20 protein-coding genes are annotated in these 16,087 nt (G+C 60.0%); 18 read left to right on the plus strand and 2 right to left on the minus strand.

The features are described 5' to 3' along the window. Positions 1–69 precede the first annotated feature (69 nt). The 7 genes from JOH52_RS14040 to JOH52_RS14070 all read left to right on the plus strand — a co-directional run bounded on the left by JOH52_RS14040 (position 70) and on the right by JOH52_RS14070 (position 4,028). The gene (locus tag JOH52_RS14040) at positions 70–1,107 is read left to right on the plus strand and encodes a phage minor head protein (RefSeq protein ID WP_017274451.1); all 1,038 of its coding nucleotides are present in this window, start codon (positions 70–72) and stop codon (positions 1,105–1,107) included. Beyond that, complete coding sequence (locus tag JOH52_RS14045; protein ID WP_017265443.1) at positions 1,107–1,553, plus strand: hypothetical protein; 447 nt, start codon at positions 1,107–1,109, stop codon at positions 1,551–1,553. Before JOH52_RS14040 ends, JOH52_RS14045 begins: the two co-directional genes overlap by 1 nt. 206 nt (positions 1,554–1,759) lie before the next feature. Next, positions 1,760–2,185, plus strand: coding sequence for a phage tail terminator-like protein (locus tag JOH52_RS14050; RefSeq protein WP_017265442.1), 426 nt, complete (start codon positions 1,760–1,762; stop codon positions 2,183–2,185). Position 2,186: 1 nt separating this feature from the next. Next, positions 2,187–2,672 carry a hypothetical protein gene (locus JOH52_RS14055; RefSeq protein ID WP_017265441.1) on the plus strand — a complete coding sequence of 162 codons (486 nt, stop codon included), beginning with the start codon at positions 2,187–2,189 and terminating at the stop codon, positions 2,670–2,672. A 14-nt stretch (positions 2,673–2,686) separates the two neighbouring features. Continuing rightward, positions 2,687–3,088, plus strand: a complete 402-nt coding sequence (locus JOH52_RS14060; RefSeq protein ID WP_017265440.1) for a hypothetical protein — start codon at positions 2,687–2,689, stop codon at positions 3,086–3,088. 95 nt (positions 3,089–3,183) lie between these two features. Continuing rightward, on the plus strand, positions 3,184–3,426 hold the full coding sequence (locus tag JOH52_RS14065) for a phage tail assembly chaperone (RefSeq protein WP_017265439.1): 243 nt from the start codon (positions 3,184–3,186) through the stop codon (positions 3,424–3,426). A 68-nt stretch (positions 3,427–3,494) separates the two neighbouring features. Continuing rightward, positions 3,495–4,028: a hypothetical protein gene (locus JOH52_RS14070; protein ID WP_017265438.1), complete on the plus strand. Its 534-nt coding sequence runs from the start codon at positions 3,495–3,497 to the stop codon at positions 4,026–4,028. Between the two features lie 165 nt (positions 4,029–4,193). On the opposite strand, the gene JOH52_RS14075 is transcribed toward JOH52_RS14070, so the two are convergent. Then, positions 4,194–4,589, minus strand: a complete 396-nt coding sequence (locus JOH52_RS14075; RefSeq protein ID WP_017265437.1) for a hypothetical protein — start codon at positions 4,587–4,589, stop codon at positions 4,194–4,196. Positions 4,590–4,648: 59 nt separating this feature from the next. Here JOH52_RS14075 and JOH52_RS14080 point away from each other — a divergent pair, with 59 nt between their 5' ends. Then, the gene (locus JOH52_RS14080; protein ID WP_017265436.1) at positions 4,649–6,739 is read left to right on the plus strand and encodes a phage tail length tape measure family protein; all 2,091 of its coding nucleotides are present in this window, start codon (positions 4,649–4,651) and stop codon (positions 6,737–6,739) included. Here the strand turns inward: JOH52_RS14080 and JOH52_RS14085 are convergent. After that, entirely contained in the window at positions 6,736–7,131 is a 396-nt protein-coding gene (locus JOH52_RS14085; RefSeq protein ID WP_014529559.1) for a hypothetical protein, read from the minus strand. The two genes, JOH52_RS14080 and JOH52_RS14085, sit on opposite strands and share 4 nt — an antisense overlap. Positions 7,132–7,194: 63 nt before the next feature. On the opposite strand from JOH52_RS14085, the gene JOH52_RS14090 reads away from it, so the two are divergent. From JOH52_RS14090 to tnpB, 10 genes are all read left to right on the plus strand, one after another. After that, the gene (locus JOH52_RS14090) at positions 7,195–7,848 is read left to right on the plus strand and encodes a hypothetical protein (RefSeq protein ID WP_017265435.1); all 654 of its coding nucleotides are present in this window, start codon (positions 7,195–7,197) and stop codon (positions 7,846–7,848) included. Further along, complete coding sequence (locus JOH52_RS14095) at positions 7,845–8,435, plus strand: DUF2163 domain-containing protein (RefSeq protein ID WP_017274610.1); 591 nt, start codon at positions 7,845–7,847, stop codon at positions 8,433–8,435. Before JOH52_RS14090 ends, JOH52_RS14095 begins: the two co-directional genes overlap by 4 nt. A 99-nt stretch (positions 8,436–8,534) precedes the next feature. Beyond that, positions 8,535–8,939 carry a DUF6950 family protein gene (locus JOH52_RS14100; RefSeq protein ID WP_017274609.1) on the plus strand — a complete coding sequence of 135 codons (405 nt, stop codon included), beginning with the start codon at positions 8,535–8,537 and terminating at the stop codon, positions 8,937–8,939. 6 nt (positions 8,940–8,945) lie between these two features. Then, positions 8,946–11,693 carry a phage tail protein gene (locus JOH52_RS14105; RefSeq protein WP_141333422.1) on the plus strand — a complete coding sequence of 916 codons (2,748 nt, stop codon included), beginning with the start codon at positions 8,946–8,948 and terminating at the stop codon, positions 11,691–11,693. 221 nt (positions 11,694–11,914) lie between these two features. Beyond that, positions 11,915–13,423, plus strand: coding sequence for a hypothetical protein (locus tag JOH52_RS14115; protein WP_127642336.1), 1,509 nt, complete (start codon positions 11,915–11,917; stop codon positions 13,421–13,423). 11 nt (positions 13,424–13,434) lie between these two features. Further along, positions 13,435–14,559, plus strand: a complete 1,125-nt coding sequence (locus tag JOH52_RS14120) for a pyocin knob domain-containing protein (protein WP_017275164.1) — start codon at positions 13,435–13,437, stop codon at positions 14,557–14,559. Further along, on the plus strand, positions 14,559–14,906 hold the full coding sequence (locus JOH52_RS14125) for a hypothetical protein (protein ID WP_017266737.1): 348 nt from the start codon (positions 14,559–14,561) through the stop codon (positions 14,904–14,906). The genes JOH52_RS14120 and JOH52_RS14125 overlap by 1 nt, the downstream gene beginning before the upstream one ends. Further along, positions 14,893–15,189, plus strand: coding sequence for a hypothetical protein (locus JOH52_RS14130; protein ID WP_153530124.1), 297 nt, complete (start codon positions 14,893–14,895; stop codon positions 15,187–15,189). The genes JOH52_RS14125 and JOH52_RS14130 overlap by 14 nt, the downstream gene beginning before the upstream one ends. Positions 15,190–15,237: 48 nt before the next feature. After that, positions 15,238–15,681, plus strand: coding sequence for an IS66-like element accessory protein TnpA (gene tnpA, locus JOH52_RS14135; protein ID WP_127657905.1), 444 nt, complete (start codon positions 15,238–15,240; stop codon positions 15,679–15,681). Further along, positions 15,678–16,031, plus strand: a complete 354-nt coding sequence (gene tnpB / locus JOH52_RS14140; protein ID WP_014531098.1) for an IS66 family insertion sequence element accessory protein TnpB — start codon at positions 15,678–15,680, stop codon at positions 16,029–16,031. The genes tnpA and tnpB overlap by 4 nt, the downstream gene beginning before the upstream one ends. Positions 16,032–16,087: the final 56 nt, after the last annotated feature.

Below are 16,087 nucleotides of genomic sequence, written 5' to 3' on the forward strand. Positions count from 1 at the left end.
TCTCCTTCAATGAGGAGCGGCAACGCCTGCAGGGTACTTCGGTTCCCTGGCAAGAAGATTGGATAACCTATGACGTTTGATGAACTCCTCGCCAAATACGAGCCGGCGCTCGCCGCCGCATTCCGGCAGGCTATCGAGGAGATCAAGTCGGGCATCGTCCTCCGCGTCGTGGTCGAGCGGCTGGAGCGCGGCGACGTCAACGGCGCGGTCGATGCCATGCAGATCGAGCCGGAGGTGTTCTCCGCGCTCGAAATTGCCCTGCAGGACGCTTTCAACGCTGGTGGCACCAACGCAGTCGCTGAGCTACCGAAGGTCATGGACCCGCAAGGCAATCGCGTGATCTGGCGCTTCGGCGTCCGCAATCCTGTTGCCGAGGCGATACTGCGCGACCTGTCGTCGACGATGGTCACGCACATCACCGATGACCAGCGACAGGGCATCCGCCTGGCGTTGGAGCAGGGGCTTGCCAGAGGCGCCAACCCGAGATCCACGGCCCTCGACGTCGTCGGCCGGCAGAGCCGCGTCACCGGCCGCCGAGAGGGCGGCGTGATCGGTCTGACCCGGTACCAGATCGAGTTTATCGAGCGGGCGCGCCTGCATCTTGATTCCGGCGACCCGGACCTGATGAACCGGTATTTCGAGCTCAAGACGCGCGACAAGCGTTTCGACCGAACCGTTATGGCAGCCATCAGAGCAGGGAAGCCGGTGACCGGCGAGGCGCTGGCCAAGATCATCGGCCGGCTGCGCGATAAGAACCTGCTTCTCCGCGGCGAAATGCTGGCGCGGACCGAGACCATGATTGCGCTCAGCTCCGCCCGCGACGAGGCGATGCGGCAGCAGATCGAGGCCGGCAAGGTCCGGGCGCAAGACGTCACGAAGGTATGGCGTTCCGCCGGCGACAGCCGTGTGCGGCACACCCATCGTGTCCTCAACGGCAAGGCCGTCGGCATGGATGAGGTATTTCAGAGCCCATCTGGCGCGCTTCTCCGCTTCCCGGGCGACCCGCGCGCGCCCATATCGGAGATTTCCGGCTGCCGATGCCGGCTCGAATACAAGGTGGATCACATCGGCGCGGTCGTGCGCCGGTACCGCGCTGAGGTCGTTTGATGGCAACGCTCTCATTTAGCGCTGCCGTGGCGCAGTGGGCCGACAAGGTCGAGGGTGCCGTCGAAGCTATCTTCAAGGAGGCGACACAGGAGGTCGTCGAAGAAATGCAGACGCCGGTCGGGCAGGGCGGCCGTATGCGCGTGGACACCGGATTTCTCCGGGCATCACTGCTCGCGTCCTCGACCGCCATGCCCGCGATCAACGCCGCTGCCAGTCCTGCGGAAGGAAGTACCTACGCGCCAGACTTTGCTCAGATCGAAGCGGTAATCGCTGGAGCGGACATCGGCGATACGCTCTACTTCGGCTACACGGCATCTTACGCTGGCTACCGAGAATATGGCGCTAATGGACAGCCCGCCGATGGCTTCGTCAGGCTCGCAGCTCAGAACTGGCCGCTCATTGTGGATCGGAAGGCCTCGGAGCTGAAGGCTCGTCTGGGGCTTTGACGGCTCGGTTCTTGTCGCTGCTTTGCTCCATCGCCGACAGAAGCCCAAGCTGCAACAGTGTCAGCGCCTTCCGTGCTGCTCTTAAACTAGTTTCGCCCCGAACCGTGGCCGCCGTCTCGCGCCCCAACGCGAGCAGCGCCGCATGGATGCGCTCATAGACCTGATCGTCAGTGAGAGGCGGCTTCTCAGACATAGGTAACGGATATATGGCGGCAGGCACCGACGCAATCATCTTCAAGGCCGTGACAGGCCGCCTCTTAGCAATGCCCGGTGTATTGCCGGTTGCCGCGCCGAACGTCGTGTTTCCGGCGGCAGGGCAGCCGCTACCGCCGAAATACCTTCGATTGACCTTCCTGCCCAACCAGACACGTCAGATCACCATGGGCAACGATCCGCAACAGAAGCGCGGACTACTTCAGGTCTCAGTCGTTTGGCCGGTCGGGCAAGGGATCATCGGCGCTCTCGATGTCGCCGACCAAGTGATCGATCACTTCAAGAACCAATCCCTATTCGCCTCTGGCGTGAAGATCACGATCAGCAGCGAGCCGTGGGCGGCGGGCCCGCTCCAAGAGGGTGAACGGGTGCAGATCCCCGTCACCATTCCGTACATCGCCTTCGAACCGGAGAACTGACATGGCAAACAAGGCAACGAAGAAGGGCAGCAAGGTCTATGTTTGCGCCACTGCCCAGAACACCGATCTTATAGAGTCAGCATATGCGGCGCTCACCTGGGTGCAGGTTGGCAAAGTCGGAAACATCGGCGATTTCGGCGCCGAGTCGACGATGAACAGTTACAACACCCTCGATGAGCCGGTGACCCAGAAACAGAAGGGCACGGCAAACGCCGGGGATCCGCAGATCGAGGTCGCCTCAGTGCATGACGATGCCGGCCAGGTCATCCTGCGCACTTTCGGCAACCCCCTCAACCTCGACAACATGGCGATCAAGGTCGAGCGCAACGATGGCGGCGAGGGGTTCACGAACACGATTTTCTACAGCCGCGGCGTCGTGTCCGGCCCGCTTTATCCTGGCGGCGGTTCCGACGACTTCGAGCTCGAGCGCTTCACGGTCGGCCTCAACCAGCTGCCGATCCGCGTCAATCCCGCTGTAATCCCGTAATCGATAGGTGACCCTTGGACATCTCCAAACTCGTCAATTCCGAAGACCTCTTCGAGCTCAATCTCACCGGCCCGGATACCGATGAGTTCGTAGGTATTCGTTTCATGATCCGTTCCGCGGAGAGCGATGCGGTGAAGCGCGTGGTCCGGCAGCATAGCGACAAATTCCTCGCGAGCCGGAAGAAGAAGCTTACGGCCAGCAAGGTCGAGGCCGAATATCTCGACAAGGCGGCAGCCTCCGTCGCGTCCTGGGACTGGGGCGATCACAACTGGAAAGGCGAAAAGCCCGAATGCACCTTCGAAAAGGCTCGCGAGGTTCTCGAAGAGGCCGGCTGGATCTATGACCAGGTCGCCACGGCCTCAGAGGACCGCGCAAATTTTACGAAGAGCTTGGCGAAAGGCTCTGCGAAGCCGTAGCGATTGTCGCGCGCTACGACAGCGTCCGAGACAAGGACGGTGAGACCAGGCGCGAGCGCAACGACAGCTTTGAGGTCGAAAGCCCGGAAGCGGAGGTGCCGGATAACGGTGCCTTCCTCTGGGATTGGTTTTGGGAGCTCCGGCAGGCGCAGCCGCCTGGGTTCTCCGGGCCAGTACCGATCTCGAACATCGAACTCTCGGTTTGGTGCCAGCTGACTGGCAATATCGTCCGGCGCGAGGAGCTTGCGATCCTTAGGGCAATGGACGCGCGGTTCTGCGTCGAGATCGAGAAGGAGAGCGAGGCGATCAGGGCGCGCGATGAGTGCTCTATACGATAGCCAGCGACAACGATGACCTACAACTATCCAGGTGCTAAGGCACATGGATGATTTCGCATGGAGGCTATATGGCAAAATTCGACCCAAAGATCATTCTCGATGATGTTCGAAGTCGGGACGTGGCGCTACTCACAATGTTATTGGCGACTGATCGTCAGGCTGTGGCGCTGTTTCGCGTTTATGTGACTTTGGCAGCAGCTTTGATATCAGCCGCTGTCGCGGGGGCGATTAAGGCGAATTGGGCGGTGGACATTTGGATCAATGTCGGTGTTGGACTATCCGCATCAGGCCTTGCACTCGCTTGCTGGTATTGCATAGTCGCAATCAAAACAGCCAAGGTGGGCATGCCTGGGAAAGGGGCCGAATTTTGGCAGTGGGCGCGTCGAGACGACATATCCGAGGATGTCGCACTCGACGCGTATCTGACTCAGGCGCTATTTGCCCAAGATACCAATATCGAGGTCAACCGCCGGTCGTCCAATTGTCTACGCATGGCCAAAAGGCTCGGGGTTGGTTCGGTTGCATTGGGCGGAATTGTAATATTGATCGGATTAAGCGGTTTTGCTTCTACCGCTTGGGAGGCTTTGAGCCGTCTTTTATAACCATTCTATCCGGCGGCGGAGGTGGCGGTGGTTCGCGCGGCGGCGGCGGGGATGGGTTCTTAGGATCGCTCATGTTTGTCTCCCTTTCCCAGTAACAAATCACGAGTCGCAACGTAGAGTCGAGTCAGCTACTTGAACTCTTCCTTGGTGCCGTCCGGAACGCCTTCATTTGTCGGCGTCGCGAGCCTGTTTAAAACGGGCCTGAGACACACGAAGTCTGGTCTGTGTCACGAGGATGCCGTCTAAGCACTTCTGATCGTTCTCCGCCGGTGCTTTCTTTTGATGATCTCGCCGTATTCTTTTGTCGAAATCGTCAGCAATGATAACGGCGTCGGTCTGCGATTTACCTCCAAGGATGGCGGTCTGTTCGACAGCGGATCGCGCAGCATAATAGTGCGAAGTCCCCAACGCGTCTTGGCAAAGATATGCCGCGCCAAGGTAAATGAACGCATCTTCCATCATCTGTTTGGCTGCCTTCTGAGCAGCCGCACGGGTATTGGCGTCAGCGTTGGCCGGGGCGGCACACAACACCAATGCCAAAGCAACCAATATCTTGCGCATCGTCGTCCTCCGGTTGAATCGACAGGACGATAGCGCACGTTCTTTGAAAAGGAAAAGCCATGGCAGATGTAGCCACGCTCGGGCTCCAGGTTGAAAGTGGCTCCGTTCAGAAGGGCACCGACGCTCTCAATCAGCTGACGGGAGCGGCCGCGCGCGCGGAAGCAGCCGCAAATGGGCTGTCGGGCGCTAATCGCGGTGCGACCGGAGCCGCGGCGGCCGCCGCCAAGGCTTATGCAACAGAAGGTGCCGCTGCGGCGTCAGCGTCGAAGCAGATCGAGATGATGAACCGGGCGGCCAATCAGAACCGCGCATCATCCCGCGGGAATCTTGGAAACATAGCCGCTCAGTTCCAAGACATTGCTGTCAGTGCGCAGATGGGCATGGGCCCGCTGCAGATTGCTCTTCAGCAGGGCACGCAACTGGCCGCCGTCCTTTCTTCTATGGAGAGACCAGTGCAGGGCTTGGGGGCAGCCTTCTTGTCAGTGCTCTCTCCCGTTAGCCTCCTGACGATCGGCATAATCGCGCTGGCGGCCGCTGGCCTGCAGATGGTTGATTGGGCAAAGCTGGCGCAATCGGCGCTGATGGCCTTGGCGGATGTTCTCGAAACCGTGGCACCCTACGCTGTCGCCGCAGCCGCAGCCCTGGCGCTGATCTACGCCCCGTCTATCGTCGTTGGCATCGTGAATGTTATCGCGGTTTTGTCGCGCCTCGTAGTCGCGGCTGGGACGGTTGCGGCCAGCTTCACGGCAGCTTGGTTGGCTGCGGTGGGGCCCGTTGGCTGGGTTATCGCTGGCTTCAGTACAGTTCTCGCGGCTGCAATCATTTTTCGCGAGGAGATGCAGCAGATCTTTGGGCGCGACCTCGTTGCCGATGCCAAAACAGGCGCCAACTTTGTAATCGGTTCGTTTGTAGCCGCCTATCACGACATCAAGTTCCTTTGGGATCAATTTCCCAATGTAATCGGAGCAGCTGCAATCGGGGCCGCTAACGCAGTTATCAAAGCCATGACCGATATGGTTCAGCGTGGCGCCGGTCTCATCGACAGTTTCGCTTCGAAAGCGAATCAGTGGCTACCGGAAGGGATGCAACTCGGAACGATTGGAGACCTCGGTCTGGACAAGGACTTCCAGTTCGCAAACAAGTACGCCGAGGAGCTCGCGAAAGCGGCAGACAAGCGTAACGGGCAGATAGCATCCGATCTCAGCGCCGATTATCTCGGAGACTTCGGCGGTGCCATTGCCAGAGGTGCTTTGGCGGCGACCGGCAAACTCAAAGAGCTTGCCGCAAGTCTGACCGAAGTCGACGAGAAATCGAAGGAGCGCACCGGCGGCAAGAGCGAGCAGGAGAAGTATTCCGACATCATCGCCGGCGCCGAACGCCAGATCGCGGCGCTTGAGGCGGAGCGTGATGCTATCGGGCTCACGGAGCAGGCGGCAGCCGCGCTCCGCTACGAGACGCAGCTCCTGAATGAAGCCCAGCAGCGTGGTATCTCGCTCACTGATGCGCAGAAGAGCGAGCTATCGTCACTTGCGCAGGTCATGGCCTCGATCGAGGAAGAGACCCGCCAGATGGGTATCGCGCTCGATTTTGCTAAAGAAGTAACCGGAGGCTTCTTCGATGACTTCTTCGCGGGAATTGAGAACGGCAAATCGGTATGGGAGTCTTTCGGCGACGCGGCTTTGGGGGTGCTTGACCGCATCGCCGACAAGCTGCTGAACGACGTCCTCGATGCCGTGTTTCAGGTCAGCGGGGCAGGGGCTGGCGGAGGAGGACTCCTCAGTTGGCTCTTCGGCGGTGGCTCAAAGGTGGACCCATGGGCTGGGCTGCGTGGGTATGCGAACGGAACGAGCTCCGCTCGTCCTGGCGTCGCATGGGTTGGTGAAAAGGGGCCGGAGCTCGTCCGTTTCAAGGGTGGCGAGGAGGTCATTCCGAACCATCGCCTTCAACGACCGGCTAATGGCAATGTGGCGCCATCGGGCGGTCAGCTAAACCAGAATGGGCCGCGCGAGATCATCCTTCGGGTGATTGCTGAGGAGGGGCCGATGTTCAGGCCCGTCATTCGGTCGGAGAGCCGAGGCGTCTCCGTCGAGACCATAAAACAGTATGACGCGGCGAAGGCAAACATCTACCAGAACGGCGAAGACCGCTAATCTTCGATGGATTTCCCGCCTTGGATCACGGTGAAGATGCTTTCGCCGCTCTTAGCCTTCCTCATTGATGTGAGGAATTCCTCCATTTCCTGCGCCATTACCTCGAAGGCACGTCGTGCACCGGACCGCTGCTCGGGTGTCAATTTCGGATCACTCGCGAATTTCTCCGCTGAGTTGATGTTCGATTTACGGGCGTTCTCTGTCATGGCCATCAGCGCCTCGTACTGAGATTCATCGATGTTCGATAAAGCGCTTGCAACAAACATAAACATAAAGCGATGGGCATTCGCCCTGAATTCCAGGTCCGATACTTGCTTGACCAGCTTGCTGTGTTCATCGGCCAAGAGCTGAAGCACCTGCTGGGTTGTCCCGCTGAAATCGATTGTGGGCACTGATTCTGCTCCCTAATTCCCTACCGCTGCATATTGCGGCCATTACCCTGGATTGCAACCAACATGGCTGATCCGATTCCATTGCCGATGCTGCCCTGGCGAGACTGCCAGTTTGATCCCATCAATCCGACAGACGTTTCCATGATGGAGGGCCGGCGTTCCGAAGAGCAGGCCGCGGGCACTCCATTTTGGAAAGCGCAATACACGACGAACTGGATGACGCCGGCCTTCTACGGGTTGTTCGATGCTTTTGTCATGAAGTCGAGTTCGCGCGGTGCACCTTTCCTCGGATACGACCTGTTTCGGCCGCGCCCGATCGCCCACAACAACGGAAAGCCGCTCGCCGGCACGAAAGCAGGGGGAGGGGTATTCAACGGCGGCGCGGTTCTTCAGGCCATCACCAATAGCCGAACGGTCGTTGTTGCTGGTCTGCCTGCTGGTTTCAAGCTAACAGCGGGAGATTATGTCGAGTTCAGGATGTCGGCGCTCGTCCGGTCACTTCACCGGATCGTCGAGAACGCCACGGCGAACGCCAGCGGCGTGGTCACTCTCTCGATCATGTTCGGCTTGGATACTCAGCATTTCACTACGTCGGCGACAGTCCATCTCGAGAAGCCGTCGTGTGTCATGAGTATTGATCCGGGCAGTGTGGCGGCACCGAAATCGTGGGCGGGTCGCGAAGCCTCTTTTTCCGCTACGGAGATGTTTTTCTCATGAGTGTGCTGGATCCTGCTGTCGAGAGTGCGCTCGAGACCGGCCGCCTTGCACGGCTCGACCTCATCCGCTTCGATTTACCCGGCAAGACCGTCGGCTACCATCGCGGTGGGAGGCCCTACACCTATAACGGTCTGACCTATCTTCCGAACCGCTTTCTCGAGCCGGGCGAACTGGTGAGCGCAGTGGGCGTCGCCGTGACGACGCGGACTATCGTCTTCTCAAACATCCCAGTCAGCAACCCCGAGGACGCAGTCTCTCAGATTGAGCAATATAATTACCAAAGTGCTCCGGTGATCATCTCCCATCTGGCGGGAGATCCCGAAACGGACGCAGTCCTCGGTATTCTCGCCTCATCGATCTACGAGATCGACCAGGTCCGCTACAACGAAGGCGCGGTCTCAGGCTCCGAACGGACACTTACGATGATGATCGACCTGCAGCCGCCGGGACGATCGGCGCGAGGCTCGACCGGCGTCAAGCGCTCGCAGGCCGAGCAGCAGTTCGACAATAATCCGACCGACACGGGCCTGGAGCACGTGGCGACGAATGCGACCATCCCCGAGGAATGGGGCCAGGTCGCGCGCTGATATCGATCTAAATCATAGAGTATAGAACGGCTACGGAACGCTTGGGGGACAAAGCGGGTCCGCCTCCTGCCGTCCATACCGCTACCTCAGAGGCAGCCCATGAACCGCTTCCGCATCGTCGAAGCCACGCTCGCGCGTGAGCTTGCGAAACCCTATGCCTATGGCTCGGCCGATTGCTTCATGCTCGGCTGCGCCTTCATCGACGCGCTGACGGGCTCGGCCGTGGCCGACAAATACCGTGGCGCCTATCGCACGCTCGCCGGTGCTCAGCGGGCGCTGCGCCGGCGCGGGCATACGTCGCTGGTGAGCTTCTTCGCGGCCGAGCTCGGGCAGGAGCCGAAGGGCGGGGCGGAAGCGCGGCTCGGCGATCTTGTCATCCTGCGCCTGGCCGACGGCGCCGAGCATGTTGGCGTCTGCCTCGGCGGCCGTTTCGTGACCAAGACCGAGCGCGGCCGCAGCGATCATGGCCTTGCCGACGTCATTGCTGCCTTTCACCTCGGATAATCAGACATGGCAATCTTCACTTCAATCGCGACGGCGATCGCCGGTGCGCTGTTCGGCGGCTCTGCGCTCGCTGCCAGCCTCATTGGTGGTGCGCTCGCTTTCGGTGCCAAGCTGGCGATCGGCAAGCTCAGCCAGCAGAAGCAGCAGAAGCGGAAATACACGGCCGTTCAGGGCGAGATCCAGTTCGGCGGGGATGTGCCGGTCGGCACGCTCTACGGCGTCGGCAAGACAAAGGGGCAGCGGACTTTCTATGCCAAGTGGGGGAGCGGCAATAAATGGAATGCCGAGGTCTTCGTGCTCGCGAATGGCTGGTGCGACGGGCTGGAGCCCTACGTCTACATTTACGGCGAGAAGAAAGCGCTGGTATCCCGGCCGGTCATCGGCAATGAGGTCGCGAACTATCATATTGAGGGCTTCGTCAACGGCTCTGGCGACCCGGTCCTGACGATCCGCTTTTACGATGGCAGGCCAGGCCAGTTGGTGGATCAAAAGCTGGTCGACGTGTCGGCGGGTCTTGGCAACAAGTGGAAGAGCACGAGCGTCAATGCCGGGATCTGCTACGTCGTCGTCGAACGCATCTATAGCGACAAGCTCTTCGGCTCGAAGGGTAGGCCGGAGCTTGAATTCGTGCTCCGCGGGCTTCGCGAATACGACCCGCGCAAGGACTCGACGGTTGCCGGTGGCTCCGGGACGCAGCGGCTCAACGATCCTTCGACCCATGTGCACACGAAGAACCCGGCCGTTCACCGCCTCAATTATCAGCTGGGGCTGCGCGCGCTCGTCTCCGGCCGCACGCTGATCGGCGAGGGCAAGAGCCTCGGCCAGATCGATCTCGCCACCTATTTCGTGGCGATGAACGTCTGCGACACGCTGCGCAGCAACGGCAAGAAGACCTATGAGTGCTCGCTCTTCGTCAGTGGCGACGATGATCATACCGAAGTGCTGAAGCAGTTCGACGATGCCATGGCCGGTTATGGCCTCAATCGGCGCGGCCTTTCCGGCGTCATCCCGGGCGCGCCGCAGATCCCGGTCAAAGACCTGACCGCGGCCGATATTCCTATCGACCGGGCGAAGGACGTGCAGTTCCGGCCTTCGGCTTTCGAGCGCTTTAATCACCTTTCCGGCCAGTTCACCTCGATCGAATCGATGTGGAACCCGGAAAGCCTGAAGCCGGTCTATGTGAATGCGGACATCGCCGCCGACGGCCGTAATCGGCAGACGAGCATCGACTTCCTGCAAGTCACCGATCCGGACATTGCGCAGTATCTGCTCAATATCCGCTATCGGCAGAACCGTATGGGCGGCAAGGCCACGGTTCCGGTCAGCCGTCGCTTCGGCCTGGCGGTGCAGGAAGGCGAGTGGATCACCTGGCGCGGCAAGAGCTGGTTGATCAGCGAGTGGCGGGCCGATGATCGGCTGCGCATCACGCTGGTGCTCTCCGAGACCAGTGCGGCAATCTATGACGACGATGACATCGAGCCCGGCCCGATCGTCATCCCGCCGACGCCGACGATCAACCCGTCGCTGCTGTCGACGGTGCAGAACTTTAACGTTGCCGCAGGCATGATCAATGGCGCGCAGGGCTACGACACGCCGGCGCTCGTCTTCACCTGGACCCCGCCGGATGATCCGACGATCACGGCCGTGCGCTTCTCGTATCAGATCGAGGGCACTACCGAGCTGTTCGAGGATCAATGCACCTCGCCCGAGGACGGTCTGTTCCGCACCACGAAGAACGTGGTTTCCGGCAAGGTCTATAATGCCCGGGCCACGATCACGACCGTGCCCGACCGGCTGCGCACCTTCACGCCCTGGATGACGACGGCGCAGCCGACCGGTTTGCAGACGCTGCTCACTGGCCTGCAGCAGCTGCAGGACGATGCGCTGAACCGCTTCAAGGAACTGCAGCAGGAGATGGACGAATTCTTCCGTCCGCGCCTCGTCGAGCTGCTGGATGCGTTCTCGCTCGAAGGCGCAGTCGGTCAGATCGAGCGCCAGCAGATCGTTGCGTCCATAGGTGACGCGTTGGCGCAGATCACCGAAGAGCGCCGGGTGCGCGTTTCGGAGAACGAGGCGACGGCGCAGCTGCTGAAGTATCTGCAGGCGAGCCTCGGCGGCACCAATGCGCGCCTGATCACTGAGGAGACTGTGCGTGCGACGGCAGATTCGGCGCTGAGCAGCCAGATCACGCAGCTCACGGCGGAAACGGGCAACAATTCGGCGGCCATTCAGGCGGAAGCTACCGCCCGAGCAAACGCTGATAGTGCGCTCTCCAGCAGCATTACCAGCCTCGATGCGGAAGTTGATGGCAATCTCGCCCGGCTGATCCAGGAAGAGACCGCGCGCGCCAATGGAGACAGTTCGCTCGCGACCAGCATCAACGGGGTGAGTGCCGATTTCAACGGGAGGTTCGCGCAGGGCCTTGTGAAGTTCGAAGCGGTCGCTGCGCCAACCGGGGTTGATGCCCGCTTTTCGGTGCTCTTGCGGGCGGGCACGAGCCAGAGCTTCAAGGTGTCGGGCTTTTACGTCGAGCTCTACACCCAAGGCGGAATTCAGAAATCGCGCATGGCCATCCAGGTAGACCAGTTTCTCGTGTTCTCGGGCAACAGCGGTCACTTGCCGTTCGCCTTCGAAAACGGGGAGCTGAAGCTGGCGATTGCCAATATCGGCACGGTCAACGCCGGCCTGCTTCAGTCGCTGAACGGCAAAATGAAGATCGATCTCAACAACGGCACGATCGAAATCTTTAGCTGAAAAGAGGGTTCAATCATGAAACGCAGGTCTTTTCTACTGGCGCTCATCAGTGTCCCAGCAGCCACCAGTGCGGTGCCGGCACGGAGTCCGCTAGTCTTCAAGGATGGCGCTATGAGGCTCGCCATCGCCGACATCGGCACGGCCGACGCCGGCCGGCTGCGATCTCGTAATGGCAAAATGAAGATCGATCTCGACAGCGGCACGATCGAGATCCTTAGCTGATGACGCGGACAATGATTGGCCGTGACAGTACGGGCGCAGGGTGCGTCAAAATCATGAAAAATGATGCTGACGACCCGCGCACCACGCCGGATAGCCAGCGGTCAAAGTTCCTCTACAACTCAAAATACGCTCTGAACGCTTCGATCGCGCACATCGAGGTTATCAATTCGGGCTTCAGTGGGAGTACATACCAGTATTTCCCCGCGGGGTCGAATTCAAGCAACTATCAAAAAGCGCTTGGTCAAGGCGGAGGGGAGGCGTGGTGGTTCTTCAGGAACTCCGCGTTCCCGAAGATGAAATACAATATGCCGCTATTCGACGTGAAAGCCACGCGGACGAACACGGGACGGTTCAATCAACAGCGCATCCAGCGCCGCTATTCCGGCAAATACTACAATGACCAGGGTGGCTATTTCTTCATGGGGAACTGGGCTCAAGAGCCTTGGGTGAAGAACTTCAGCGGCGTTGTCAGTCAGTATGGATCGTTTCCCTACGGGACGTTTGCTCACATCACAACGTCCACGCTCGACGACGCTTACAACCGTTTTCAGTCGAGAGACAAACGGCTGATTGTGTGGAACCTCCCCGGCAATGAGGATCCTTCACTCGAGGCTCCCGCATTGGCACCGAACGGCGCAAAGAACATCATCATCCGTTCGGACAAAATGGTGATCGCTAAGCCGGGCTACAACGCAGAAACTGCGACCGAGTGGCAAGTCGCCTTCGACAGCCGACGCGTTCCAGTCAAGGTTATCGCGGCTGCAGACATCGCGATCCCTGCGGGAGAGTCGTTCTATGAAACGGGCATCACCTTGCCTAACACCATCGCTCTCGACGTTCACTTCTACACGGGGTCAACAATCTACTATCCGTGGACGCCGAACTTGGGCGACGGTGTAGGGGCGGACTATTGGTTCAGCGGTTCACGTATCTATTTCAACGCGTCCGGAGCAATGCGAGCCCGATTTATGCTCTACCTCGATGCGGGGGATAGTCCGACAAGCGGCAGCAACCGCGTGCTTCGGGAGTTCACTGAGGGCGGTCAGGACGTCGTGCAGTTCTTGCGTCCAGGATCAGCCAACCCGCCGTCATGGGCCGATATCGTCATAGATACCCGGTGGCCGTGCGTTCAGATCATCGCGGAAGGCTATTTCAATGTAGCGGTAGGAAGCCCGCTCGAAACGGTGATCAATTTCGACGCGGCCGGAATGTTTCCGATGGTCAAATATATGACCAAGCACGGTGGCGGCTCAGAACAGAATTTTGGGAGTTGGCAAGAAGCTATCAAGCTCCCGTCGGTACGCCAACGCGTCTATTCGAGCAACAGCAATTTTGAGTGCGGTGATAGCTCGCATTGCCGGCTCACACAGACAAGCGCAACGTTTGTCACCAATCGCGGCCAGCCCGGCGATTACTACAACGATGCAGACGACCCCGGCACGTGGCGCACGGACGGCGCCGATAACGTGCTCGGCATCCGCTACTACATTCTCGGCATCCCAGCTTAGGAACTCCTGACATGACGATACCCTATGTAACGGGCACGGTATCCGTGACCGCCGGCAGCGCCGTGGTGACCGGTTCCGGGACCGCCTGGGCCACGGCGTTGATTGCCGGCGGGCTCTTCGGGCTCGACAGCAGCAACGGCAACCCGGTCCCGATCCTCTCCGTCGACAGCAATACGCAATTGACGCTGGCCAAGCCATGGCGGGGCACGACGGCGGCCGGGCAGGGATACTGGATCATTCGTGACACTGCATATCTGCAGCAGCAGACCGTCAACGCTCAGGCGCTCTCGACCTATATCCAGCGGCTCGACAATGCGGTGCTGTCGGTTTTGGCCGGCCTTACGCCGGCTGCTGACAGGCTTGCCTATTTCACTGGCCCCAACTCTGGCGCGCTTGCGGACATCAAGGCGAAGGGGCGCGACCTGCTTTCGTCGACGAACGTGCTCGACGCCCTTCTGAAGCTCGGGCCGGTGTGGGGCGGCTCCGTTCGGTCACCTGCTAACAGCGATGTCGGCTTGGTCGATGGCGATCTCAACACTATAACCATTGCTGGGGTTTATACGCTTGCGGGAAACTGGGCCAACACCTACGCCGGCGCCGCCTCGACAGCCACGACCGGAACGCTGGTCGTGCTCCAGCGAAGCTCCAACGCCGTCTTTCAGTATTTCTACCGGGACAACAACCAGGTCTTCAGGAGGAACACCGTCAACGGCGGCACAAGCTGGACGGACTGGACGATCGTGGAGCTTCCGGTTGTAGGCACTGCCTCAAACTCGGCAGGTTTCCCGGCTGGCGCAATCATTGAGCGGGGCAGCAACGCCAACGGCGAGTACGTGCGTTTTGCTGACGGTACACAGATCTGTTGGGGAACTGGAACCATCAACGTCTCGACTGCCCTCAACAATCACTTCGGATCTACCTCTGGAGCCTCGGTCACCGGCAACGCGCTAATCAGCTTCCCGGCGACGTTCTCGAATACAAACTACTCGGTGTCTGTCCTCCCGACCTTCCGCGGCTTCACAGTCCTTGGTGCCTACTCCAAGAACGGCGCCAATGCCGCCGTCAGGATGGGCGTATCAGGCTCAACCGCAAACGATGTTCCCTATGAATGGTCAGCTTTCGGAAGGTGGTTCTGATGATAATTGATCTCTCTCCCCAGCGCCGCGATGACTTCCTGGAGGTCACAAGGGCTGGTGACGCCCTCACGATCAACGGTGTGGCATTCGACTTCTCAGCGTTGCCGGACGGTGCGACGATACCGGCCGGCGAGGTTCCTTGTGGATGGCTTGTCGGCCCCGTCGAACGGATCGCCGGCGAGCTTCACCTGACGCTCATCCTGCCGCACGGCCCGAGCCCCTCTCAGGCCGTCGCATTTCCTCCGCCGCTCATCGACCCGCCCGACGGGGTGATTGCATTGCCGGCCGATCTGGCACCGTCGATCCCTGATCCTGCTGAAGAGGAGCCTGCCAATGTGGACGGTTGACCTATCGAAAGTTGTCACGGCCGAGCAGAAGGCTGCGGAAATGCGCGCCGCGCTCCAGGCGCAATACTCCGCCGCCATCCAGGCGCATCTCGATGCCAAGGCGCGTGAGCGACAATATGACGGCATCCAGACCGCCATCACCTATCGCGGCGACCCGAACCCGCAATTCTCGGCTGAAGGCGAGGCGCTCTTCGCCTGGCGATCGGCGGTGTGGACCTATTCCACGGACGAGCTGGTGAAGGGTAAGCGCCGTCTCCGCCCCATTGGACAGGCTGTATTTTGAGGCTGGCTGGGCGTGCGAAAAGGTTTCCAGGACTATCTGGAGATTTGCATGGCAGATGATGGATTTGTTGGGCGCTACGAAGTTGTCGAGCCGCGCCGCGGAAACCGACGTTGGCCGGATGCTGTGAAGGCGCGGATCGTCGCGGAAAGCCTTGAGCCTGGTGTTCGTGTTGTTGATGTCGCGCGCCGTCATGACGTTGTTCCGCACCAGCTTTCCTTCTGGCGCCGACAAGCGCGCGAGGGCATTCTGGCGCTGCCGTTTGAGGCTATGCCGGGCCTGTCGGAGAGCGGCGATGCCGAGCCTGCATTTGTGCCTTTGGCGATTGCGGCAGAGCCGAGCGAGGCTGTGAGTGTTTTGGCGCCGCCGCTGTCGGAGGCGGTTTCGTCGGTCTTGACGTTGGAGATCGGCCCGGACGTTGTGTTGCGGGTTCCCGGCGATGTATCGGTTGAACGTGTGGCGGCCCTGGTGCGCGCCATTCGAGGGACGGCATGATCGTCGCGGGCCAACGACTGCCGATCCTGGTTGCAACGCGGCCGGTGGACTTCCGCTGTGGGCATCAGGCGCTGGCTCTGATGATGCAGACCGAGTTGAAGCTCGACCCGCATTCCGGGGTGACGGTGATCTTCCGGTCGAAGCGCGGTGATCGTCTGAAAATCCTGGTATGGGATGGCACCGGCATGGTGCTAACCTACAAAATTCTTGAACATGGAAGCTTTGCCTGGCCCAAGGTTCAGGATGGGACGATGCGTCTTTCCAGGGGGCAATACGAAGCTTTGTTCGAAGGTCTTGATTGGCGACGGGTGATGGCGCAACGGGTGACGGCGCCGTCGGCGGCAGGGTGAGTATCCGGCCGTCTTTGCATTGTTTTGTTTGGCTTTTTTGTGCTGCCTTGCTATAA

The organism is Sinorhizobium meliloti (assembly GCF_017876815.1).
Lineage (GTDB): Bacteria > Pseudomonadota > Alphaproteobacteria > Rhizobiales > Rhizobiaceae > Sinorhizobium > Sinorhizobium meliloti.